Here is a 22799-nt window from a genome sequence, read left to right as displayed (position 1 = left end):
TCAATCCGAGACTCGAATACTGGAAGATTCAGTACCTTTAATGATGGTGACACTTGGAGCCACATATCTACGCACTACAGGTTGTGGCTTTTCATGAGGGTTACGCAGGGTAAGTTGGATTTCACCGCGACTGCGTGCAGACAATAATTTCTCCGCATCAGTTGGCGACACTTCCAAAGTGACAGCGCGAACGATAATCGGCTTGTTTTCATCGGTTTTTGCTGTTTGGTCAACGGCAAGTACCTTAATGTCTTTGAGTACGGTTCGAGTCGACGCCGATGTTTTACTGTATTGAATCGTATTGAGTACATCGACACGGTTACCCGGCAATAAAAAACCGGCAACGCCTATGACGTCATTAACACGTATCGTCACAGCCCGCTTATTCTCAGGAATCAACGCCGCTAACGTTGCCCCTTCACCAGGCTGAGTCACACGATTGATAGTGATGATGTCGTCTGGAAAGATGGTATTTTCCGCTATAAGACCTAATACATCATCTTCACTGGTGAACTGAGTCTCCGTCCTCCAGTCTTTCTCTAGCAACTTACTTTTTAAATGCTGTGCTTCGATCACCGTTCCTGCGACAATTTCTCGCGCGGCAACAATCACCGGCTCTCGCTCGACAACTTCAACTTCAACTTGTGGTTGAACTTGGTTGTCCATCCATTTCTTGGCAAAAAAAACCGCCCCTAAGCCAAAAATTATCGATAGAAAAAACAGCAAAATGACTTGGTTACGACTCATCGTTCACCTCCGCCTTTACCGTCAGCAGTGAAATACACTTCCCAAGAACGATTGAGGACTTCAGGCGTGATAACCGGTTCGGATTGCTCGAAAGCAATAATATCGCGACTGATACCAACAATATCTTTAGGTAAACAAGGGTAAAAACCGACACTGTGTTGACGATGTAATGAAAATAATGCGTCAAATGTATTTGGCGCTATTTGTAACTGACGCCCCTGAGAAAGTTTTTCCCACAGAGCTCTATATTCAGATTCAAGTAACGGTTGAAATTGAATTTTGTAACCAAGCCGACGTAAAAAAGCCGGATCACTAATTTTTTCAGGATTTAAGTTAGTAGAAAAAGCCAGAGTTAAAATAAATGGAATCGTAATTTGCTGACCATTTGGCAGTGATAAGTGATCAAAAAAATACTCCATTGGCACTATCCAGCGGTTTAATAGCGTTGCGACAGGCATAGGTTGACGACCAAGGTCATCAATGATGAAAATTCCGTTATTTGCCATCATTTGCAGTGGTGCCATCCAAACACGATTATGCTCAGAGTGGTTGACTTCTAACATATCCATGGTGAGTTCACCCCCAACCTGAATACTTGGTCGCTCGCACAGTACCCAACGTTTGTCATATTGAGACTTAAACGCCAAACTCTGAGATTCTTGCTCAGCGACTTTTTTATGATGTTGCCCCGAAAAGACCTTGATGATATTGCCTGCGGCATACACAGAGTAAGGAACGTAAACGGAAGTATTTAATGAATTAAGCAGCCTTGTCGCCACAAAGGTTTTGCCTGTACCCGCATCGCCGTAAAGAAGTAGAGCCCGGCCAGAATTGATCGCCGGCCCTAGCACAGAAATTAAACGCTCAGCGCCGTAAACGTCGTTAAGTGCAACCGTCACATCATTTCGAGTGACCAATTTGGCTCTCACATCCTGCGCCTTGACCATGGCATCATAATCAGTAAGCGAAACAGGCACTGGCCCTAAATAAGCGTCTTTAACAAAAGCATTATCGGCTTCTTGCATGCCTTGTTCTGACAGCGCGTAAACAATATTACCTGATGTCTGTCCAAAAGCACCTGACTCGGCTTGGAACACTTCAACAAGGGATTTCTTGCGTAGCGTTGCGATAATATCTTCGACCAAGTGGCTGTTAATACACATCAGCTTAGTCAACTGGAGTAAACTGGATTTAGGGTAAGCCGCAATCTGCTTAATCAAAAGATTTTCAACCACGGCCCTTGGAACCCCTAAATGTTCAAAAGAGGTCGGGACTTGAGGAGCCTGCGCTTGAGGAGTCAAAAGTTCTCTATGTCGGCTATCAGTTGGGGCAGAAACCATTGAGAACTCCTTGTTAAACTTGATTAAAATACTGGTGTAAAGCCAAACCGATGACGACAATAGGTGCAAATGGCATCGTAAGCTTGCCGCAAGTACTGTTTCCCAAAACACCAGAAGCAGAAAAGTGAAAAGTAGATAAATAAGACATAGGTGTAATAAAACCTTTAACTTGCGAGCGACCAGCTACGTTTAAAAAATAATAAAAAAAGCCAACAACCACTGCAGATAAAAATATGAACTGAACTGTAACAAATGCATTGTTCCACCCACACCATAAGCCAACGACCCCCATCAACTTTACATCTCCTGGAGACATGACATTCATAAAATAAAGAAGAAGGAAAAAGAAAAAGAACAAAAAACAACCCAAAAACAAATCAATTACATAAAAAAAATCATGTTCTGAAACAAACTTTTCAAACAATACAGTGATAATCAAAGTGATCAAAAATTGATTGGGAATTCGGTGTTCCCTTGCATCGATAACGGCAATAAAGAACAAGATTGACCAAAACATATAGTCTAGGGTAACCAAAATCATAATGTTCTCGCCAAAATATGAATAATTGTATGTCCCTCCTTTTACAAACACCATAAAAGGAGGGTTCTAGTCAGGCTCGGCCAAAAATAAGTTTTGATGCTAACTCAGCACCGCTTCAAGCTTCGTTTGTAAAAGCGTTCCCCAATTAGTAAACAATACGCCCAAGGCAATAACTAGAAGCCCTGCGCCCACAACGTACTCAACTACAGTTAGCCCTTCTTCATCCTTCATAAAGGATTGAATTGAATTGATTAATTTATTCATGATAACTCTCCTTAACCAGCAATAACTCACATCGCCTTTCTCAAATCTATAACTAAAAAGGACTAACGGTTAGTATTCTTTTATCCAGAAATGGTACTTTTTTGTTGTATTTTTTTAGAAAAAAAAACGCTTAATAATGTTTTAAACATTAAAAAATAAAATATCAGTGGTTTTATAAATAACTTAATCACTGTTATTAATTAGCTTTTTAGAAAATTTGCGTACGACAACTTTCGTTACGGCGGATAAATACTTAGTATCACTTTTAATACTTGACTTTTTTTGACACACATATTGATTTGAAGTGACTCACAAGTTACCCATCAACTAATGACAATACAGTTATTTGCGCAAATGATAATTAAACTCAATAACAAGTTGAAATAGTGTGAACTTGTTCTAACCTTTCGATCATGAACTTTAGTGTGACGGAAATACGATGAACGTCTTGCATCAAGGATACTGGATAGGTCAATCTCTCTCTTATGTCCCAAAAGACACCCTTTTTCATATCGAACATTACTTTCAAATCAAAGAGTTTGGATTTGATGTTTCGGTACTTAGCGACCCGGAGATCCAGTTCTGCTTTTTCTTCCATGAAAGTGAGCATGAAAACGCACTGCTCAATACATCGATCAAAATCTGTGACCACTTAAGAAAAAAACTCATCATTCTGCATAACGGTTTCGTAGAAGAAAAAAACTTAGTTAGCGACTCAGTACTCAACAGTTATAACCTTAAGCAAGGGGATATTCTGACTTGGATAGAAAAACTCAGTACTCAGCTGTTTTATCATTTCAGCCATTTCGCTAATCAAGAATCTCCTCTAACCCAGCAAAACAGGCAGGAATATGCATTAGCCGAAGAGCTGAATTCTGATTTGGTTGAAATACTCGGGTATATAGAAAAAAACTTATCCAGAACGATAAGAGAAGAAGATGTCGCAGAGTACTGCCATTACTCAGTCAGTTATTTTTCTAAAGTATTTCACAATGCCATTGGCATGACATTTCGAGATTACGTCATTCAAAAACGTATTGGTCTCGCAAAGCAACTTTTAAAAGAAGATAAAAAGACCAAAGTGGCATTCATCGCATTTCAATGTGGCTATAAAGATGTCTCTTACTTCACGCGCATCTTCAAAAAGAAAACCGGCGTCACTCCAGCCAATTATCGTCATTCAACCTAACCTCGTTTACCTCTCTCTTTTCGTAATCGGTTCTTTCCTAAGCAATTACATGCATGTTAGAGTTAACAATAAATTAACAAATAAACAATAAATATAACAAGTGGAGCGCCTTATGATTTTGCCAAATGAAAACCATAAAGTTTCGTGTACTCTTCCCCCGCCTAACGAATTGATCCTTAAGTGGGCAAAAGAAAAGCCAAATGACGTCTATCTAAAACAAAGCGTTAACGGTGAATTTGTTGAGTGGACTTTTTCTGATGTGGCAGACAGTGCGCTTCGTTTGGTCAGTGCCTTGCGTTCTTTAGGCTTACAGCCTGGAGACAAAGTAGCGCTCATATCAAAGAACTGCGCAGAGTGGTTTGTTACTGATCTCGCATTGATGTTGGGTGATTATGTCAGCGTGCCAATTTTCCCAACAGCGAGCGATGAAACCATTGATTACTGTCTGAAACACAGTGCGAGTAAAGCTATTATTGTCGGTAAACTGGATAGTATCGACGCCACTCAAAGCGCGCTGAAAAGCAATTCAGACATTTTGTCTATTGGCTATTCTTACGATTCAGCGCCCAAGGCTCAATATAACTTTGATCAACTGATCTCCGAGCACTCACCTAGCCAAGAACGCCCACAACACAGCGACAATAAAATTATGTCTCTGGTATATACCTCTGGAACCTCAGGTAAACCCAAAGGCGCCATGTTAAGCTACGGTGCTTTCTCGTGGTCGGTGCAACAACTTGTCAGCCTTATTGGCCTAAAAGATGATGACCGCTTGTTCTCCTACCTTCCCCTTGCTCACATCACTGAGCGAGTCTACGTCTTTGGTACTTCAATTACCGGCGCTGTTCCAACTGCATTTTCTGAGTCATTGGAAACGTTTCTTGAGGACGTTAAGAGGCATCAACCAACGTTCTTTATCTCTGTGCCTAGGTTATGGACTCTATTTCAACAACGTATTCAAGACAAATTGCCGCAGCGAAAACTGAATATTTTACTCAAACTGCCAATCATCAATCGCATCGTGAAGAAGAAGATTGCCGAAGGTCTTGGACTTACTCGAGCCAGAATTTTAGGTTGTGGCTCTGCGCCAGTTTCTCCAGCGTTACTCAAATGGTACCACTCGGTTGGCCTTAATATTACCGAGGCTTGGGGAATGACGGAATCTTACGCTTACAGCACCATTAATTACCCTTTTAACCCGAACAAAATCGGTACCGTCGGAAACGCGGGGCCTGGCGTCAATATTAAAATCGCTGCAGATGGCGAGATTTTAGTGAACAGCAAAGGCGTCTTTTCCGGTTACTATCATAACGATGAAGCCACCAAAGAATCCTTTAACAATGAAGGTTGGCTTCATACTGGCGATATAGGTTCACTCGATCAAGATGGATATCTGACCATTCAAGGACGTAAAAAAGACACCTTTAAAACTGCGAAAGGAAAATTTGTCTCGCCAGTGCCGATTGAGAAAAAACTGTTTGAGTACAGTCGTGTCGAGATGATGTGCCTTATTGGCCTAGGCTTACCTGCCCCTATTCTTCTCGTTGTCCCGCACCAGTTCAAAAACTTTGATCGCGTTCGTTATGAGAAAACCACACGTAAAATCATTAATCGTATGAACTCCGAACTGGAATCTCATGAACAGATCAAAGGGGTTTTGATGATCAAAGAGCCGTGGAGCATTGAGAATGGCATTTTGACTCCAACACTCAAAATCAAGCGTCATGTTCTCGAGCAAAAATACCATCAAATCGGACAAGAGTGGCCGAAAGGTCAATTGGTGGTGTGGGAAGATTAATCGCTGGTTTCGATTGTTAACCGTTAAGGAGTGCTCAGCACTCCTTTTTTATTAGCTGAAATTATAAAAACTCGGAGTAATGTTTGCTCTTTACACGCCCCTCATCGACTCCTAAATCTCGCGCCATATGCTGACTAACATTGGTCAAATCACTTCGCCCCAACAAGCATAAGCTTTTAAATTTTATATTTAATTTACTGACATACACCCTAATATGGTGAATAAATGACATTCGTAATACCTTGAATCTAAATCCGATATCGCTATTATCAAAACAACGCCTACAGGTTACGAACGACCTTTTATTACACATACTATAAGCTCAAGTTATGGACAATCGCTTACGACACCTCTCTGCACTACGCTATTTTGAATCTGCAGCTCGGCATAAAAGTTACAGTAAAGCAGCTGAAGAGCTTTTCATTACTCAAGCCGCCATAAGTCAAAAGCTCCGCCAACTTGAGAATCATATCGGCTGTAAATTGTTTGTGCGTCGCGGTAGAGAAATGCATCTTACCGATAAAGGACAGATGCTTTATCAGCATATCGATGATGGATTCAGACATATTATTACCGGTCTAAATCGCATTCAAAATGAGCCTCTTGAAGGCTTACTCAACCTCAGTGCACCACGCTCGTTTTCGACACGATGGTTAATGCCAAGACTGTGGAAATTCACCATGGAATACCCGCATATTCCGATTCGTATGACCACCGTTCGCAATATAGATATTCGCCATACCGAAACAGATATTTTGATCTGGCAGGGACAAGAGAATGTTACTGAACTGGGGCTCGAGCAAGAGCTGTTGTTTGAAGAAGCGATTTATCCTTACTGCTCTCCCCAGCTTGCTGAATCAATCCAATTCACCCATCCAGAGCAGTTACTACGTTGCTGGCTGATTGACTTCCATTCTGCTGCATTTAGCTGGGAGCAATGGTTTCAGAGTGCCAATGTCAAAACTGCAAGGGATAACATTCAATGGATGGAAGTGGGAACCTTTGATATGGCCATTAATGCGGTGGTGGCAGGTCACGGAGCTTGCTTAGCGACAGAAAGCATATCTGCCGATTTCGTCGAACGCGGCTTATTGGTGAAACCGTTTGATATAGGGCTACAACCGGGTATTCGCTACTCATTAATAAGCGATCCTAATTCTTCCCGAGCCCTTAGAATTGAGGCATTTAAAGCATGGTTAAACCGAGAACTGCATAATCAATAGCGTTCTATCTCAACCTAGTACTATTATTGCCAGAACCATTTCTTTGCTTCTTGTTTAGCGATATTCGATTCGATACCAATATCACGCAACTGTTGTACGGAAAGTTGGGATAATTGGTGACGTGTTCTTGAGTTTTGACGCCACTGTTTAAGTTTAGCTAAACTAACCTTAATAACTCGATTAAATACATTGTGTAATTGATGACCTTGTCTTAGTACTAATTCAGCCATGATTTTCTCCTATACCTGTCTCGTTCTCAGGGCAATAATCAACCAACACCACCTATTCGACAAACGATAGATTCTATTCTTCAGTTAAGGAAAACTAATGTGAGCCAACGTCTTCCACCATTACAAGGTGTGTATTACTTTTATATGGCCGCGCAGCAAGGAAGCTTTAAGCTCGCCGCCCACAAACTGTTCGTGACACCCGCCGCTGTGAGTCAACAGATACGTCAATTGGAAGAGTGGTTAGGGGTCGATCTTTTCACCCGCCATCATAGAGAGATCCGACTCACTCATGAAGGTCAAACACTGTATCGACAAGCAGAAAAAGGCTTTTCCTACATTCAGGATGGGATACGACTCATCAACCAAGATCCAACACCGAACCAGCTATCTATCTCTACGGTCCCCTCATTCGCCCAGCACTGGTTGGTACCGAGAATCCGTCAGTTTCGTCAGCAATACCCTGATCTCGCAATGCTCATCGAGCCAAGCGATGACATTGTTACGTTTCAAAACTCCAGCATTGATTTGTGTATTCGCTACGGACGCGGTGACTACGAAAACCTTGAGTCGGTGTGGTTGATGGATGAAGTGCTCTATCCGGTTTGTCACCCGCTATACCAAAAAGAAAAGCAAATTTATCAATTGGAAGATCTCAATAAAGCGGAGCTGTTAGAAGATATTTGGCCGGACCTCGACTGGCATATTTGGCTAGATAACGTTGGTATCGTGCATAACAACCCTTCAACTATGCGCTATAACGGCTCTCTGTATGTTCTCGAAGGCGCTCTATCGCTACAAGGTGTGGCCTTGGTCAAGCACTCGATTGTGCAGCGTTATTTGAGCGAGGGAAAGCTGGTAAGGATTGGAGATATGGCGATTAAGCCCAACTATAGCTACTACGCTTGCGCGCCGAAAGGTTACTTACAACGTGAAAAAGTGGTGAAATTTATTGAGTGGCTAAAAGGAGAAATAGCGCAGTTTCAAAGTGTTGTCCCACAAGAATTTACCATTTTGGACGCAAAATATGCGAGCAAAACCTGTAGCCAGACCCCATAAAAAAAGCCCCACATTGTGGGGCTTTTTATCAAGCTTTGTCTAACAACTACATTACTTCTTAGCGTTACGCTCTTTAACTTCAGCGATAACTTGTTCAGCAACGTTTGCTGGACATGGTGAGTAGTGCGCGAACTCCATAGAGAACTGACCACGACCTGAAGTGATAGTACGTAGGTGACCGATGTAGCCAAACATTTCTGATAGAGGAACGTCAGCTTTAATACGAACACCAGTAGCACCAGCTTGTTGGTCTTTGATCATACCACGACGACGGTTAAGGTCACCGATTACGTCACCAACGTTGTCATCTGGAGTGAACACGTCAACTTTCATGATAGGCTCAAGAAGTTGTGCACCCGCTTTAGGCATAGATTGGCGGAATGCGCCTTTCGCTGCGATTTCGTAAGCGATTGCTGAAGAGTCAACTGCGTGGAAGCCACCGTCGAACAGTTCAACTTCAACGTCAAGCGTTGGGAATCCAGCAAGAACACCGTGATCCATCATGCTTGCGAAGCCTTTTTCTACTGCAGGCCAGAATTCTTTAGGTACGTTACCACCAACAACGGTTGATTTGAACGTGAAGCCAGAGTTTGGCTCACCTGGTTTGATGCGGTAATCGATCTTACCGAACTGACCAGAACCACCAGACTGTTTCTTGTGCGTGTAGCTGTCTTCAACTGCTTGAGTGATAGTTTCACGGTAAGCAACTTGAGGAGCACCTACTTCTAGTTCAACACCGTAAGTACGTTTTAGGATGTCAACTTTGATGTCTAGGTGAAGTTCGCCCATACCTTTAAGGATGGTTTCGCCTGAATCTTCGTCGGTTTCAACTTGGAAAGATGGATCTTCTGCAACCATTTTACCGATCGCGATACCCATTTTCTCAGTAGAACCTTTATCTTTAGGCGCAACAGCGATTGAGATTACTGGTTCTGGGAAGATCATTGGTTCTAGAGTACATTCGTGCTTTGGATCACATAGAGTGTGACCAGTTTGAACGTTCTTCATACCAACAACAGCGATGATGTCGCCCGCTTGAGCTTCAGTGATCTCGTTACGGTCGTCAGCCTGCATTTCACACATACGGCCAATACGCTCAGTTTTACCTGTCGCAGAGTTAAGGATGGTGTCACCCTTCTTCAGACGACCAGAGTAAATACGGATGAAGGTTAGTGCACCGAAACGGTCATCCATGATCTTAAACGCAAGCGCTTTAAGTGGTTGATCTGCATCAACGATTGCTTTTTCGCCAGTTGGTTCACCAGTCGCAGGATCAGTCAGATCTTGTGGGTCAACTTCTGTTGGAGAAGGTAGGTAATCTACAACAGCGTCTAGTACTAGTTGAACACCTTTGTTCTTAAACGCAGAACCACAGAAGGTTGGGAAGAATGCTAGATCACGAGTACCTTTACGGATACAACGTTTTAGGTCTTCAATAGAAGGCTCTTCGCCGTCCATGTAAGCCATCATTAGATCGTCATCTTGCTCAACTGCAGTTTCGATTAGCATCTCACGGTATTCTTCTACCTGATCAGCCATGTCTGCTGGAACTTCTTTGATTTCGTAGTTTTCTGGAAGACCAGAGTCATCCCATACGTAAGCTTGACGAGTTAGTACGTCAACAACACCTACGAAGTCGTCTTCACGACCGATTGGTAGAGTCATTACTAGTGGGTTAGCAGCTAGTACGTTCTTCACTTGATCAACAACGTTGAAGAAGTCAGCACCCATACGGTCTAGTTTGTTAACGAAAATGATACGAGAAACTTCAGATTCGTTCGCGTAACGCCAGTTAGTTTCTGACTGAGGTTCAACACCGCCAGAACCACAGAATACACCGATACCGCCATCAAGAACTTTCAGAGAACGGTATACTTCTACTGTAAAGTCAACGTGTCCAGGAGTATCGATAACGTTTAGACGGTGGTTTTTCCACTCACATGTAACAGCAGCTGACTGGATAGTAATACCGCGCTCAGCTTCTTGTTCCATAAAGTCAGTTGTAGACTCACCATCATGTACTTCACCGGTTTTGTGGATTTTACCAGTAAGCTTTAGAATACGCTCAGTGGTAGTGGTCTTACCCGCGTCAACGTGCGCGAAAATACCAATGTTTCTGTATTTCGATAAATCTGCCATTGTCTTACTCTGTTTATAAGGTATAAATTGCGCGCAGAGTATATCACAATCTAAAAAGACTGATACCCTTGCGAGCTGTTCGTATAAAAAATATTTAGGGACAACGCCCCACCCCCAGAAAATCATAGTCGATATCAGGGTTGAGCGTTTAATTACCTAAGCTTAGGCTCTATTGTGACACACTTTGATGGCGAATATTACAATTCGTCAAATATTACAACTTTTACAACTCATCAAAGGCTTCAATCGCTTCCGACAGTTTTTTAACCCCATGAATCTGCATTCCTGCAATTCCACCTTTGGGCATATTCGCTATCGGTACGATGGCTTTTTTAAAGCCGTGTTTAAACGCTTCGTTTAACCGTTCTTGTCCACTTGGAACCGGGCGAATCTCCCCAGCAAGGCCAACTTCGCCGAACACCACCACATCTTTGGGGAGTGGGCGGTCGCGAAAACTCGACAATAACGCCATCAACAATGCCAAATCGACACTGGTCTCGGTGACTTTCACCCCGCCGACCACGTTAACAAACACATCTTGGTCGGCCATTTGTAAACCGCCATGTTTATGCAGCACGGCTAATAATAGTGATAAACGGTTTTGCTCAAGTCCGACGGCAACACGACGCGGGTTAGCCAGTTGCGAATAATCCACTAACGCTTGAATTTCCACCAGCAAAGGACGCGTACCTTCCCACACCACCATCACCGAACTGCCCGACGTGTCTTCTTCGCCACGGGACAAGAAAATCGCCGATGGATTACTGACTTCTCTAAGCCCTTGGCCTGTCATTGCGAACACACCAAGTTCATTCACTGCGCCGAAGCGGTTTTTGTGGCTACGCAAAGTGCGAAAACGGCTGTCGGTTCCGCCATCAAGCAATACTGAGCAGTCGATAATGTGTTCCAGCACTTTAGGGCCAGCAAGTGTGCCATCTTTAGTGACGTGACCAACGATAAATACCGCGACATTATTTTGTTTGGCATAACGAGTTAGCGCGGTTGCCGCTTCACGAACTTGCGCCACACTACCTGGCGAAGACTGAACATCCGACACGTGCATCACCTGAATCGAGTCGATGACCATAATGCGTGGCTGCTCTTTTTCAGCAATTTGGCAGATGCGGTCAACATTGGTTTCAGAGAGCATCTTTAAATGATCTTTTGGCAATCCCAAACGCGAGGCGCGCATCGCAACCTGCTGCAATGATTCCTCACCCGTGACATACAGCGTCGGCATTTGTGACGAGAGCAAACACATGGTTTGCAGCAGCAAAGTAGATTTACCCGCGCCCGGATTACCGCCAATCAAAATCGCTGCGCCCGGCACAATCCCGCCACCGAGTACGCGGTCAAGCTCTTTAAAACCACTGCTAAAGCGCGGCACTTCCTGCAAATCGATTTCAGCCAAAGTCTGCACTTTGGTCTCAGTACTGTTACCGGCGTACCCCGTCAAACGCTCATTGCGTGCGACCGTTGGTGATGCAGCAATTCGCACCTCAGTAATGGTATTCCACGCACCACACGCGTTACATTGACCTTGCCAACGCGGAAAATCTGCCCCGCAATCATTACACACATATGCCCGCTTTGCCTTTGCCATACTACCTCGATTAAGTTCCACTCTGTGACGGCGCTATCTTTTTATAAGGAATTTAAAGTTGATCACGCGTTCCAAATAACTAAAGATTATCGCATCCTAGTCGATAACCCAGTTGGTGATGTTAACGCGATTTTTGTTCATCAACCCTAATAAATGAGAGTGAGTACTCTACCAGAAAATATGCAGCAATCCGAAATACTCTCCTTAGCCGAACGACTGATTCCCGCCTATCGCTCAGAAGATTTTAACTATCTTCTTAACCAGCTAACGGACGGTGAGCCTCCATCGCTTAAAATTTTGTTAAAGATGGAGTTAAACCGCATCATGGCGCCTTGCCAGAAAACCATCGACCTTCGTGGTCGAGTACAAGGCGAATGCCGAGAATACGAACTCGATGGTTTAAAACACTGGCTTGATGACGTGGCATTCAATGCCTACCACAAAAACACCCGCAAATTCGGCGGCTATACCGAAGGTGTTTGGGAAGCGCTGTCAAACACGCGCAATAATTTTCGTGTCATGCAAAAGCGTGGCAAGCCTATCGGCCAAGAAGTGGTCGCCAAAGATAACCAGTACCATGTTGAACCCATTGTGCTGGGCTACGATTTAAAACGTAAAGAAAACCGCCTCAAGGTCAGCTCGCAAGTCGATATCACTCTTCCTCGTTCCCAATTTGTTCACGGCTTGACGCTCGACATTTCGCCTTCCGGCGCAAAAATCAAAGTGCCGAGTGCGTTTGACTATAAGCTCGGCGATGCCATTACGGTACGTTTTAGCGAACTGGCTAAAACCTCTGAAGTTACCGGCCTGCAATCTGCATTGGAATACCGCATTTTGGCGGTGGATGATTCTTATGATAATGATGCAGTTAAATTTCTGCGCTTACTTAAGCTTGGTGATGACACCGTCATTGACCAACTGATCCAAGAATCACTGCGCAATGAGAATCAACGAACCAAACACGATAACCAAGACAAAGTAATTCGTGCCCGCACCCGTGGCTTTGAGCATATTTTTCTTAAGCACACGTGTAACCTGCCGCTATTTTTCAGTGGTGGTGAGCTCAAATTAGCGCTGATGACCGAAAACAATCAGCCGATCTGGCAATATTGGCATGATGAGCGTAATCAACAGTCGCTGACCAACTTGTTGCATCCCAAACGCATGTCGCTGCTCACCAAACCGGGGATGACAACATCAAACAACGTGATTTATGCCTTTACTCACGATCATCAAGAGAAGACGCTGTTCTTTTCTATGTTGATGCCTGAAGCGACCCGTGAGCAGCGCCAGCTGTTTTGGCATATCGGGGCGAAAAAGCCGAGCTGGAAAGCGTTTCGTTTACACGTGTTTGAACTCAAAAAAGACGAATGCGCCGAGCTTGCTAAACATGGTCAAGAGCTGGGAATCGACACTTCAACGCTAACCCATTGCGGTATTTTGCAAGAGATCACCGATGACACCAGCGCGCGTGACTACTTATTAAGTGAGAAACCTAAGCTTGCCAGTAGCGAACTCAATGCATTTCGCCACCCTCGTAACGCCACTCATGCGCCAAGGTGCCTGTATTTTGATGCTAAGTCGCGGCGCAAAGAGCCACGCTATCCGCTGCAAACACCTATCGAACTCAACTTCGGCGGTAAAACCATTGCTGGTAAAAGTTTGGACTTTTCCAAACGCGGGTTAAACCTGAACTTAGACGAGCCGTGCCAGCTAAAAAGCGGCGACGAGTGCCAAATCGATTTCCTAGAGCTCAAGCTGTACGACAAAAGACTGCCACTCGATGAAGTGCCTTATCGGGTGATACGTGTCGGTCCAAATGGTAAACAGCTGCAACTGGTCATGATTGAAGACAGTAAAACCATGAAGACCATTGGTTTTTTCAACACTTTACTGGAGCGCAATCAAGCCAAGCTCAAACCCAAGCAAGAGATTTTACCCAGCAACACTTTGCTTGAAGGCTTACACAATTTGCTACTCGACAAAATGGTTTGTGCGCCACTGTTTGTTGATAAACCGGGCGCCAATTTGAATCCAAAAGTGATTGGCGTTAACTACCCGTTATTGCCACATTTAGCGCTATTTGCGCAATTGGGCGGTGATGACAAACTGTCGTTGAATCCGATATATAAAGGTCACACCAATACGCTACTCGCCAAACCGATGAAACGGATTGATGGCGCCGAGCCTCAATACTTCGAAATCTACATTTGCGCGTATAAGTTCGGTAAACGAGTGCAATCGGTGGATGCGAAGTTGCGTGAAGAGTTTGGTCATATCAAAGAGCGTATTGAGTTTATCAAGAACGCCTTATCGGTTGGCGATTTCTTTGCACTGCGGATCTGCAGTACTCCAGTCTTTGACCCGATGACGGCGCTGATTCGCAAAGATATGGAAGAGTTGGCTTTGATTAGCTTGCCGCAAGCAACCAAAGTGGAAAAAGAGCTCAGCACCATTGCCGGTTACAGCGAAATCACCGACATCACGGAAGAAGTCTTGATTCGACTTGAGCTGACCCGTTAGTCAGCAGTAGAAATAAAAAAGAGCGAGAAATCTCGCTCTTTTTATTCGTTGATACGCTTATTTAGGCTTATGTTGCCAGCTTAGTTTCTGGTGTTTGGCTAACATGGCGGACAAAATACACACAACCCCACCTAACCCAACATGGTTAATCGCAACCTGAGCCTCGGCTTCTACTTTTGGCTTAGCGCGGTAAGCAATGCCAAGCCCTGCCGCTTTCATCATGACTAGATCATTGGCACCGTCGCCAATTGCGATGGTGTTATGAATTTCAATATCATGTTGCTCAGCCAAAGCCTGCAGAATGTCGGCCTTGATCTGCGCAGTCACAACCTCACCATTCACTTTACCGGTGAGTTTACCATCGACAATGTCCAACTGATTAGATTGAGCAAAATCGAGCTTCAAAGTGTCTTTCAAATAATCAGAGAAATAGGTAAACCCGCCTGAAGCAATCGCGGTCTTCCAACCAAATTGCTGCAAGGTTGCGATCATCACTTCAAGGTCTGGCATAAAAGGCAGCACTTCACGTACCGTTTCTAAAATAGACTCATCGGCGCCTGCCAACTTACCGACCCGTTGACGCAAACTCTGCTCAAAATCGAGCTCGCCTTGCATAGCACGTTCAGTTACGGCAGCGACTTCTTCACCCACTCCAGCAAGTTTGGCGATCTCGTCGATACATTCGATCTGAATCGCGGTTGAATCCATATCCATCACGATCAAGCCAGGTTTAGACAGATCCGGCACTTCTGTCAAACGCGCATAATCGAGCTGTAAATTTTTTAGTATCTCTTCATGTTGCGGCGTAAGCTCTCCCGCCATCAAAGCCACTTCATAGCCCCCAACTTTCCAGCTATCGACGATGGGATTGAAATATCCTAAGAAAAAGTCGATATCTTCAAAGTAACGTGGCGATAAATACTCCCCATATACGATCCAATTGGCATTTTTTCGTTGATGTTGAGTCGAAGTTAGTATTTCAGGCAGACGTGATAAAAGAGTTGTATGTCGGCGTATTGGTAACGTCTTTAACTTATCCATGTTGTTATCCTCACAAAATCCCTCACACGTTACCCTATTGCAATTTAGTTAGGCAAGTCTCAATATGGGCGATGTCTCAATAAGCTTGAAATTAGGTTACCGTATGAACACCTCTTTGTTTTCTTTTCGCGTTGTTTTACGAATTATCGTGACGTTATTACTGCTCGCTATGGTTGTGGTTATCGGTATTAACAGCGTGAAGATCACTAAAGGTAATGAAGAGATTCAAGCCAACCAGCTCGAGACACTAACCAAAGTCTTGATCTCTCAAGCATCGCTATCAGCCAGTGAAATGATCGCTCAGCAAGATCAAGAGCGGTTACTTAAGCTCACCAACCAATTAGCCGAAGATAACCTAGTATTTGATGCTGCAATTTATGATGCTGAGGGTGTGCGTCTTGCTTCAAGCGATAACGCCAAATCGGTACGTGAAATTCTTGGCTTAGATACCCCACTAGAAACCGCGCGCATTGGTAAACAGCAGTTGGTCGAGCCTGTGATGTACGATGGCAATATCATCGGTTATGTACGAATTACCTTTGAGACGGGTCGCCTGACCGCATTCTCTGATCACTACTATCGTAAGAGTGACCGTTATATGTACACCATGGTTGGAATGAGCTTTATCGGTGGCGTGCTATTAATGTTGATCATTCGCCGCCGCCCGAAACAGAGTGGACCAAACCTACTGCTGCAAAATGTTGCCGAAGTGGAGTAACAAGCAGAGAAGCAGAGTAACAAGCAGACTTGGTAGAGAAAACGAACATAAAAAAACCTCAGCATCGGCTGAGGTTTTTTGTTTTTGGTGGCTTACTTGTCGTCAAGCAGCACAGAATCAAGGGCGATTTCAATCATGTCGTTGAAGGTGTTTTGACGCTCTTCCGACGTAGTTTGCTCACCGGTTTTGATGTGGTCAGATACAGTACAAATGGTTAGTGCTTTCGCGCCGTATTCAGCAGCCACACCGTAGATACCTGCCGCTTCCATTTCCACACCGACGATGCCGTATTTGTCCATAACATCGAACATTTCAGGATCTGGCGTGTAGAACAGCTCAGCAGAGAACAAGTTACCTACTTTGACGTTGATGCCACGTGCCGTTGCCGCTTCTTCCGCTGCTTTCACCATTTTGTAATCCGCGATCGCGGCAAAGTCGTGACCTTTAAAACGAATGCGGTTCACTTTTGAATCGGTACAAGCGCCCATACCAATCACAACATCACGAACTTTGATATCTTCGCTCACAGCACCACAGCTACCAACACGGATGATTTTCTTCACCCCGTAGTCTTTAATAAGCTCAGTCGCGTAGATTGAACATGATGGAATACCCATACCGTGGCCCATAACGGAAATTTTGCGACCTTTATAAGTACCAGTGAAACCGAACATATTGCGAACGTCACAAACTTTTACCACATTCTCAAGGAAAGTTTCTGCGATGTACTGAGCGCGTAGTGGGTCACCTGGCATCAGAACTACATCAGCAAATGCACCCGCTTCGGCGTTAATGTGTGGAGTGGCCATTATTTATTTCCTTCTCATAACTTAGGCTAAAAATGGACCTGAAATCAGGCCCCAACCAGAATCTTTAATTATAGAAAACTCTTACCGTAATCCATTGGCGATATCGCGAAATAACTTGCGAGGCTCTGACCAATGTCGGCAAAGGTGTCGCGGCGACCGAGTGACCCAGCGGGGACTTGGTGGCCATAAACTAAAATCGGGATATGCTCGCGAGTATGATCGCTGCCCGGCCAAGTTGGATCGCAGCCGTGATCCGCGGTTAGGATCAGCACATCATCGTGTTCCATGATCTCAAGTAGCTCAGGTAGACGCTGGTCAAAATACTCCAGTGCGGCTGCATAACCCGCCACATCGCGGCGATGGCCGTACGCGGAATCAAAATCAACGAAGTTAGTAAACACAATCGTGTTGTCACCGGCCGCTTTCACCTGTTCAAGGGTGGCATCAAACAGCGCTTCTATCCCGTTCGCTTTGACTTTATCGGTAATTCCGCAATGGGCGTAAATATCCGCAATTTTGCCAATCGACACCACTTTGCCTTGTTTTTCTTCAACCAATTTTTGCAATACCGTTGCCGATGGCGGCTCAACCGACAGATCACGGCGGTTACCGGTACGCTCAAATTCCCCGGCTTTTGCACCGATGAATGGACGAGCAATGACGCGGCCAATATTGTAGTCGGCGAGCTCTTCACGAGCAATTTGGCACAGTTCAAGTAAGCGGTCTAAACCAAACGTCTCTTCATGACAGGCAATTTGGAAGACCGAATCTGCTGAAGTGTAAAAGATCGGTTTGCCGGTCTCCATATGCAACTCACCGAGATCGTCCAAAACTTGTGTGCCTGAAGCATGGCAGTTGCCCAGAAAGCCGTCCAAGCCAGCGCGAGCTAAAATGCGGTCAGTCAGCTCGGTTGGAAAGCTATTTTGTTTATCGGTGAAATAGCCCCAATCAAATAGCACAGGCACACCAGCGATTTCCCAGTGACCTGACGGGGTGTCTTTGCCCGATGACAGCTCAGCGGCATGCGCGTAAGCCCCCATAATCTCCGCTTCTTCGCTTAAGCCGTCAGCCAGCCTGCCCGTCGACTCTTTATGCGCCATAGCTAAACCTAACTTAGACAGGTTCGGCAAGCGCAGCGCGCCTTGGCGCTTATCGTTGTCTGCTAAACCCTGAGCGCAGCGCTGGGCGATATGGCCTAACGTATCTGCGCCGACATCACCAAATTGCTCTGCGTCTTGTGTTGCCCCGATCCCAAACGAGTCGAGGACTAAAATAAATGCTCTTTTCATTGCCTGTTCCCAGTTAGGCCAGCACTGCAGTACTGACCAAATCTTTATGCTTATAAATCTTCAATGCGAATTTTACGGTAAACGTTCGGTGTTGGTTGATAATGTTCACCAATTTCAATTGCGCTCAGCAGTTCATCTGCTGCTTGTTGCCACTGCTGCTCGCTACGGGCATGAATCATCGCCAGTGGCTTAGTGTCATCGGCGCGTTCACCAAGACGAATAAATTGATCGAAGCCAACCGCATGATCAATCGGGTCCGAAGCATTGCGACGTCCGCCGCCCATGCCAACAACGGCCATGCCAATAGCACGCGTATCCATCGCACATACCACACCACTTTGGTTGGCAAAAACGGGCTTAATTAGTGGCGCGTTTTCTAAATAGGTTGAATAGTTTTCGACAAAGTCCGCCGGCCCGCCTAGCCCTGCGACCATCAAACCAAAATGTTTCGCCGCAGCGCCGTTGTCGAGAACGGTTTGCAGCTTAACTCGCGCGTCTTGTTCATCACTAGCAAGCTTGCCGAGCACCAACATTTCAGCACACAGCGCCATGGTGACTTCAAACAAACGTGGGTTGCGATATTCACCGGTTAGAAACTGCACCGCTTCACGCACTTCAAGCGCGTTACCTGCAGACGATGCCAACACTTGGTTCATGTCGGTTAAGATTGCCGTGGTATTGGTGCCCGCGCCATTGGCAACAGCGACAATGGATTTGGCTAACTGCTCTGATTGTTCATAAGTGGGTAAGAAGGCGCCGGAGCCAACTTTGACGTCCATAACTAAGGACTCAAGGCCTGCAGCGAGCTTCTTGGATAAAATGGAAGACGTAATCAGAGAGAGATTGTCGACGGTCGCGGTAATATCACGCACCGCATAAACGCGTTTGTCGGCTGGTGCCAAATTGCCAGTTTGACCAATAATAGCCACCCCTGCTTGTTTGGTCACTTCACCAAAGGTCTGGTTGTCTGGTGCCACATTGTAACCCGGAATCGATTCCAGTTTATCGAGTGTGCCGCCTGTGTGACCAAGCCCGCGCCCTGAAATCATAGGAACAAAACCGCCGCACGCCGCTACCATAGGGCCAAGCATCAATGAGGTGACATCCCCCACTCCACCAGTCGAGTGTTTGTCAACAATCGGGCCGCCAAAGTTCATCTCGCTCCAGTCGATCACAATGCCTGAATCACGCATGGCGCAAGTTAACGCGATGCGCTCGTCCATTGAAAGTTCGTGGAAACAAATGGTCATAGCAAACGCCGCAATTTGGCTGTCGGTAATCGATTCATCGGCTACGCCTTGAATGAAGAATTGAATTTCTTCTGCGCTCAGTGCCTGCCCTTCGCGTTTTTTACGGATAATTTCCTGTGGTAAAAACATAACTGCCCCCCAAGCGTCATCACGCCATGGTAGAAAACAAAAAAGGAAAAGCGGGGAACGCGGAATGCGCCCCCGATAAATCGATTAGTACGCGCTTGGATCTGCGACTTGATCTGACACTTCGAGCGTGTTCAGAAGATTGGTCAATAGGCTTGACGCACCAAAGCGGTAATGACGCGCATCCACCCAGTTGTCACCGAGAATTTCATCCGCCATCGCAAGGTATTGCGCTGCGTCTTCAGCCGTGCGAACACCACCTGCAGGCTTAAAGCCAACTTTATCAGCAACGTTTAGGTCGCGAATGACTTCAAGCATCATACGTGCGCATTCAGGTGTCGCGTTGACAGGCACTTTACCCGTTGAGGTTTTGATAAAGTCAGCACCGGCTTCAATCGCAATTTGTGAAGCTTTCTTGATAAGCGCTTGTTCTTTCAGTTCGCCCGTTTCGATAATTACTTTAAGCAGGATATCACCACAGGCCTGTTTGCACTGTTTAACCAGCTCAAAACCCACTTTGTCATCACCTGCAATCAACGCGCGATATGGGAAAACCACATCCACTTCATCCGCGCCGTAAGCGACTGCGGCTTTGGTTTCAGCCACGGCAATCTCGATATCGTCATTACCGTGAGGGAAGTTAGTTACTGTAGCAATACGTACGTCTGGCGTACCTTGCTCACGCAAAGTCTTCTTAGCAATAGGAATAAAGCGAGGGTAAATACAGATAGCTGCGGTATTGCCAACGGCGGTTTTCGCATCGTGGCACAGTTGAATCACTTTCGCGTCAGTGTCATCGTCATTTAACGTGGTTAAATCCATCAATTTCAATGCGCGTAACGCAGCTGCTTTTAAATCGCTCATTTCTCTCTCCGATCAATATTCAAAAAATAACAGCTTAGCCTCAAAGCTAAGCGGTGTTTTTGAACGGACTTGGTTCCTTGAAGACTCGATACATGCAGCAAACCATGTATCAATTGCTATCCTTGTCACCGCACAGTACCAGTTTGGTCTATGGCACAACAATCTGTGATTGCGGCGTTTAAGGTGGCGAGATCGCCACTGTTGCGTCGCTTTCTACTCCATGTATCAAGGCAACGACTTTCGAAATTAGCTCAGTCTCGATTTCGTTTCTATAGAGTATAGGTTTTTAGCGAAAACCGATCATTGGCTATAGAGCGCAAACGGTTTGGATCTCAAAAAATATTCACTCAGTGAACACCCATTAGAAATTCAGTGAATAATTCGGCCAACTCCAGCATTTCTCTTGGCCTTAAAGCATTTCCATAGGCTCTAAAACAAAAATGCCCCGCAGCAGAAAATGCTACGGGGCAATGTAAATTACGTGGCGTCTATACGCAAGCAGTCCTAATTACAGAGCTGATAAGCTTAGACAGAAGCCAGCAATGGTCGCTGCCATCAAGTTAGATAGCGTACCAGCAACAACGGCTTTGATACCCATGCGAGCGATATCGTGACGACGTGTTGGTGCCAAGCTCCCTAGGCCGCCAAGTAGAATTGCGATTGAAGATAGGTTCGCAAAACCACACAGAGCAAACGAGATGATTGCCACTGTCTTCTCAGACATCACTTGACCAGTGCTTGCGATAACTTGCGCATTGTCACCGATGTATGGCGTGAAGTTTAGGTAAGCAACAAATTCGTTAACAACGATCTTCTGACCGATGAATGAACCTGCTGTGGTCGCTTCAGCCCACGGCACACCAATCAGGAATGCAAGTGGTGAGAAGATCCAACCTAGAATCATTTCTAGCGTTAGCTCAGGCATACCGAACCAGTCGCCCACACCGCCAAGAATACCGTTGATTAAAGCAATCAGACCGATAAAGGCGATAAGCATTGCGCCCACGTTTAGCGCAAGTTGCAGACCAGAAGCCGCACCGCCTGCCGCTGCGTCAATAACGTTAGCTGGTTTGTCATCACCACCGTCCAACGCTTCAGCGATGTCTTCATGTGGTTTATCCGTTTCTGGATAAAGGATTTTAGCAAACAGTAGACCACCAGGTGCTGCCATAAATGACGCTGCAACCAAGTATTCTAGAGGCACACCCATAGAGGCATAACCTGCTAGCACGCCACCAGCAACTGAAGCAAGACCACCACACATCACAGCGAACAGCTCAGATTGTGTCATGCGAGGAACAAACGGACGAACCACAAGAGGTGCTTCTGTTTGACCTACGAAAATGTTAGCTGCTGCAGACATAGATTCCGCACGTGATGTACCAAGAGCTTTTTGCAGGCCGCCACCAAGAATCTTGATAACCCACTGCATGATGCCAAGGTAGTAAAGCACAGAAATCAGTGATGAGAAGAAGATCAGTGTTGGAAGAACACGGAATGCGAAGATGAAACCGCCGCCGCCGAACACTTCAAACATCTTGCCAGAAACAAGACCACCGAATAGGAAAGATGCACCGTCGTTACCGTAGTTGATAACGTTAGAAACACCATTCGAGACACCGTTCAATAGGTCACGGCCCCAAGGTACGTAAAGTACAAATGCACCGAGAATGAATTGGATGGCGAATGCGCCACCTACGGTTCTAAAATTAATAGCTTTGCGGTTTGAAGAAAGTGCGTATGCGATAGCAAGCAACACAATCATACCGACTAGGCTCATAAACAGGCTCATAGTTTATGATTTCCTTATAGTTGTTTGTTGGCGTGTAAAACACTGGTTTATTAAAGCGGGGCGATTATACGTATTCGATACATAAAAAGTAATGACCGCATCACGAATTACTAAGCAATATATAGTTGATTCATTTCTAATTGAGAATTTCGTCACAATTAATGCCTTGAAAGGCTAATTTTTTAACAAAACAAAAATCAAAAACAAACAAATAAAAAACATTTCATTTTTAACTAAGCAAACGTTTACGTACAACA

Annotated in this window: 19 protein-coding genes; 6 read left to right on the top strand and 13 right to left on the bottom strand. The window is 45.1% G+C overall.

Annotation, left to right across the window (positions count from 1 at the left end; all coding sequences use genetic code 11):
* From cpaB to BLS03_RS00670, 4 genes are all read right to left on the bottom strand, one after another.
* Positions 1-747, bottom strand: a complete 747-nt coding sequence (gene cpaB, locus BLS03_RS00685) for a Flp pilus assembly protein CpaB (protein WP_093268283.1) — start codon at positions 745-747, stop codon at positions 1-3.
* Entirely contained in the window at positions 744-2087 is a 1344-nt protein-coding gene (locus BLS03_RS00680) for an AAA family ATPase (RefSeq protein ID WP_093268281.1), read from the bottom strand. Before BLS03_RS00680 ends, cpaB begins: the two co-directional genes overlap by 4 nt.
* A gap of 13 nt (positions 2088-2100) precedes the next feature.
* A complete protein-coding gene (locus tag BLS03_RS00675; RefSeq protein WP_176765492.1) occupies positions 2101-2628 on the bottom strand; it encodes a prepilin peptidase in 528 nt (175 codons plus the stop codon).
* Between the two features lie 99 nt (positions 2629-2727).
* Positions 2728-2892, bottom strand: coding sequence for a Flp family type IVb pilin (locus BLS03_RS00670; RefSeq protein WP_093268276.1), 165 nt, complete (start codon positions 2890-2892; stop codon positions 2728-2730).
* A 439-nt stretch (positions 2893-3331) separates the two neighbouring features.
* Here BLS03_RS00670 and BLS03_RS00665 point away from each other — a divergent pair, with 439 nt between their 5' ends.
* From BLS03_RS00665 to BLS03_RS00655, 3 genes are all read left to right on the top strand, one after another.
* On the top strand, positions 3332-4081 hold the full coding sequence (locus BLS03_RS00665) for a helix-turn-helix domain-containing protein (protein WP_093268274.1): 750 nt from the start codon (positions 3332-3334) through the stop codon (positions 4079-4081).
* A gap of 112 nt (positions 4082-4193) precedes the next feature.
* Positions 4194-5879 carry an AMP-binding protein gene (locus BLS03_RS00660; RefSeq protein ID WP_093268271.1) on the top strand — a complete coding sequence of 562 codons (1686 nt, stop codon included), beginning with the start codon at positions 4194-4196 and terminating at the stop codon, positions 5877-5879.
* A gap of 329 nt (positions 5880-6208) precedes the next feature.
* Positions 6209-7102, top strand: coding sequence for a LysR substrate-binding domain-containing protein (locus BLS03_RS00655; RefSeq protein ID WP_093268269.1), 894 nt, complete (start codon positions 6209-6211; stop codon positions 7100-7102).
* A 23-nt stretch (positions 7103-7125) separates the two neighbouring features.
* On the opposite strand, the gene BLS03_RS00650 is transcribed toward BLS03_RS00655, so the two are convergent.
* Entirely contained in the window at positions 7126-7332 is a 207-nt protein-coding gene (locus tag BLS03_RS00650; protein WP_093268266.1) for a DUF1127 domain-containing protein, read from the bottom strand.
* Positions 7333-7431: 99 nt separating this feature from the next.
* Between BLS03_RS00650 and BLS03_RS00645 the strand changes: the two genes are divergently transcribed.
* Complete coding sequence (locus tag BLS03_RS00645; RefSeq protein WP_093268264.1) at positions 7432-8388, top strand: LysR substrate-binding domain-containing protein; 957 nt, start codon at positions 7432-7434, stop codon at positions 8386-8388.
* A gap of 51 nt (positions 8389-8439) precedes the next feature.
* Here BLS03_RS00645 and fusA read toward each other — a convergent pair whose 3' ends face one another.
* Both fusA and radA read right to left on the bottom strand, forming a co-directional pair.
* Positions 8440-10527: an elongation factor G gene (gene fusA / locus BLS03_RS00640; protein ID WP_093268261.1), complete on the bottom strand. Its 2088-nt coding sequence runs from the start codon at positions 10525-10527 to the stop codon at positions 8440-8442.
* Positions 10528-10750: 223 nt separating this feature from the next.
* Positions 10751-12130: a DNA repair protein RadA gene (gene radA / locus BLS03_RS00635; protein ID WP_093268259.1), complete on the bottom strand. Its 1380-nt coding sequence runs from the start codon at positions 12128-12130 to the stop codon at positions 10751-10753.
* A gap of 180 nt (positions 12131-12310) precedes the next feature.
* Here radA and BLS03_RS00630 point away from each other — a divergent pair, with 180 nt between their 5' ends.
* Positions 12311-14653 carry a PilZ domain-containing protein gene (locus BLS03_RS00630; RefSeq protein ID WP_093268256.1) on the top strand — a complete coding sequence of 781 codons (2343 nt, stop codon included), beginning with the start codon at positions 12311-12313 and terminating at the stop codon, positions 14651-14653.
* 57 nt (positions 14654-14710) lie between these two features.
* Here BLS03_RS00630 and serB read toward each other — a convergent pair whose 3' ends face one another.
* Positions 14711-15694, bottom strand: a complete 984-nt coding sequence (gene serB / locus BLS03_RS00625) for a phosphoserine phosphatase (RefSeq protein ID WP_093268255.1) — start codon at positions 15692-15694, stop codon at positions 14711-14713.
* Between the two features lie 103 nt (positions 15695-15797).
* Here serB and BLS03_RS00620 point away from each other — a divergent pair, with 103 nt between their 5' ends.
* On the top strand, positions 15798-16412 hold the full coding sequence (locus BLS03_RS00620; protein WP_093268767.1) for a YtjB family periplasmic protein: 615 nt from the start codon (positions 15798-15800) through the stop codon (positions 16410-16412).
* Positions 16413-16504: 92 nt separating this feature from the next.
* Here the strand turns inward: BLS03_RS00620 and deoD are convergent, their stop codons facing one another.
* From deoD to BLS03_RS00595, 5 genes are all read right to left on the bottom strand, one after another.
* Positions 16505-17221, bottom strand: coding sequence for a purine-nucleoside phosphorylase (gene deoD, locus BLS03_RS00615; protein ID WP_093268252.1), 717 nt, complete (start codon positions 17219-17221; stop codon positions 16505-16507).
* A 68-nt stretch (positions 17222-17289) separates the two neighbouring features.
* Positions 17290-18510: a phosphopentomutase gene (locus BLS03_RS00610; protein ID WP_093268250.1), complete on the bottom strand. Its 1221-nt coding sequence runs from the start codon at positions 18508-18510 to the stop codon at positions 17290-17292.
* Between the two features lie 50 nt (positions 18511-18560).
* Complete coding sequence (gene deoA / locus BLS03_RS00605) at positions 18561-19889, bottom strand: thymidine phosphorylase (RefSeq protein WP_093268247.1); 1329 nt, start codon at positions 19887-19889, stop codon at positions 18561-18563.
* Positions 19890-19973: 84 nt separating this feature from the next.
* Positions 19974-20750: a deoxyribose-phosphate aldolase gene (gene deoC, locus BLS03_RS00600; protein ID WP_093268246.1), complete on the bottom strand. Its 777-nt coding sequence runs from the start codon at positions 20748-20750 to the stop codon at positions 19974-19976.
* Positions 20751-21258: 508 nt separating this feature from the next.
* Positions 21259-22542, bottom strand: a complete 1284-nt coding sequence (locus BLS03_RS00595; protein WP_093268243.1) for a NupC/NupG family nucleoside CNT transporter — start codon at positions 22540-22542, stop codon at positions 21259-21261.
* Positions 22543-22799: the final 257 nt, after the last annotated feature.

The sequence above is a fragment of the Vibrio xiamenensis genome, assembly GCF_900100015.1.
Taxonomy (GTDB): domain Bacteria; phylum Pseudomonadota; class Gammaproteobacteria; order Enterobacterales; family Vibrionaceae; genus Vibrio; species Vibrio xiamenensis.
The sequence above is the reverse complement of the archived record's forward strand: the minus strand, read 5'-3'. Positions and strand labels throughout refer to the sequence as shown.

Coding starts and splice junctions, on each gene's coding strand:
- cpaB (WP_093268283.1), bottom strand. CDS start 747: ATGAGTCGTAACCAAGTCATTTTGCTGTTTTTTCTATCGATAATTTTT.
- BLS03_RS00680 (WP_093268281.1), bottom strand. CDS start 2,087: ATGGTTTCTGCCCCAACTGATAGCCGACATAGAGAACTTTTGACTCCT.
- BLS03_RS00675 (WP_176765492.1), bottom strand. CDS start 2,628: ATGATTTTGGTTACCCTAGACTATATGTTTTGGTCAATCTTGTTCTTT.
- BLS03_RS00670 (WP_093268276.1), bottom strand. CDS start 2,892: ATGAATAAATTAATCAATTCAATTCAATCCTTTATGAAGGATGAAGAA.
- BLS03_RS00665 (WP_093268274.1), top strand. CDS start 3,332: ATGAACGTCTTGCATCAAGGATACTGGATAGGTCAATCTCTCTCTTAT.
- BLS03_RS00660 (WP_093268271.1), top strand. CDS start 4,194: ATGATTTTGCCAAATGAAAACCATAAAGTTTCGTGTACTCTTCCCCCG.
- BLS03_RS00655 (WP_093268269.1), top strand. CDS start 6,209: ATGGACAATCGCTTACGACACCTCTCTGCACTACGCTATTTTGAATCT.
- BLS03_RS00650 (WP_093268266.1), bottom strand. CDS start 7,332: ATGGCTGAATTAGTACTAAGACAAGGTCATCAATTACACAATGTATTT.
- fusA (WP_093268261.1), bottom strand. CDS start 10,527: ATGGCAGATTTATCGAAATACAGAAACATTGGTATTTTCGCGCACGTT.
- radA (WP_093268259.1), bottom strand. CDS start 12,130: ATGGCAAAGGCAAAGCGGGCATATGTGTGTAATGATTGCGGGGCAGAT.
- BLS03_RS00630 (WP_093268256.1), top strand. CDS start 12,311: ATGCAGCAATCCGAAATACTCTCCTTAGCCGAACGACTGATTCCCGCC.
- serB (WP_093268255.1), bottom strand. CDS start 15,694: ATGGATAAGTTAAAGACGTTACCAATACGCCGACATACAACTCTTTTA.
- BLS03_RS00620 (WP_093268767.1), top strand. CDS start 15,798: ATGAACACCTCTTTGTTTTCTTTTCGCGTTGTTTTACGAATTATCGTG.
- deoD (WP_093268252.1), bottom strand. CDS start 17,221: ATGGCCACTCCACACATTAACGCCGAAGCGGGTGCATTTGCTGATGTA.
- BLS03_RS00610 (WP_093268250.1), bottom strand. CDS start 18,510: ATGAAAAGAGCATTTATTTTAGTCCTCGACTCGTTTGGGATCGGGGCA.
- deoA (WP_093268247.1), bottom strand. CDS start 19,889: ATGTTTTTACCACAGGAAATTATCCGTAAAAAACGCGAAGGGCAGGCA.
- deoC (WP_093268246.1), bottom strand. CDS start 20,750: ATGAGCGATTTAAAAGCAGCTGCGTTACGCGCATTGAAATTGATGGAT.
- BLS03_RS00595 (WP_093268243.1), bottom strand. CDS start 22,542: ATGAGCCTGTTTATGAGCCTAGTCGGTATGATTGTGTTGCTTGCTATC.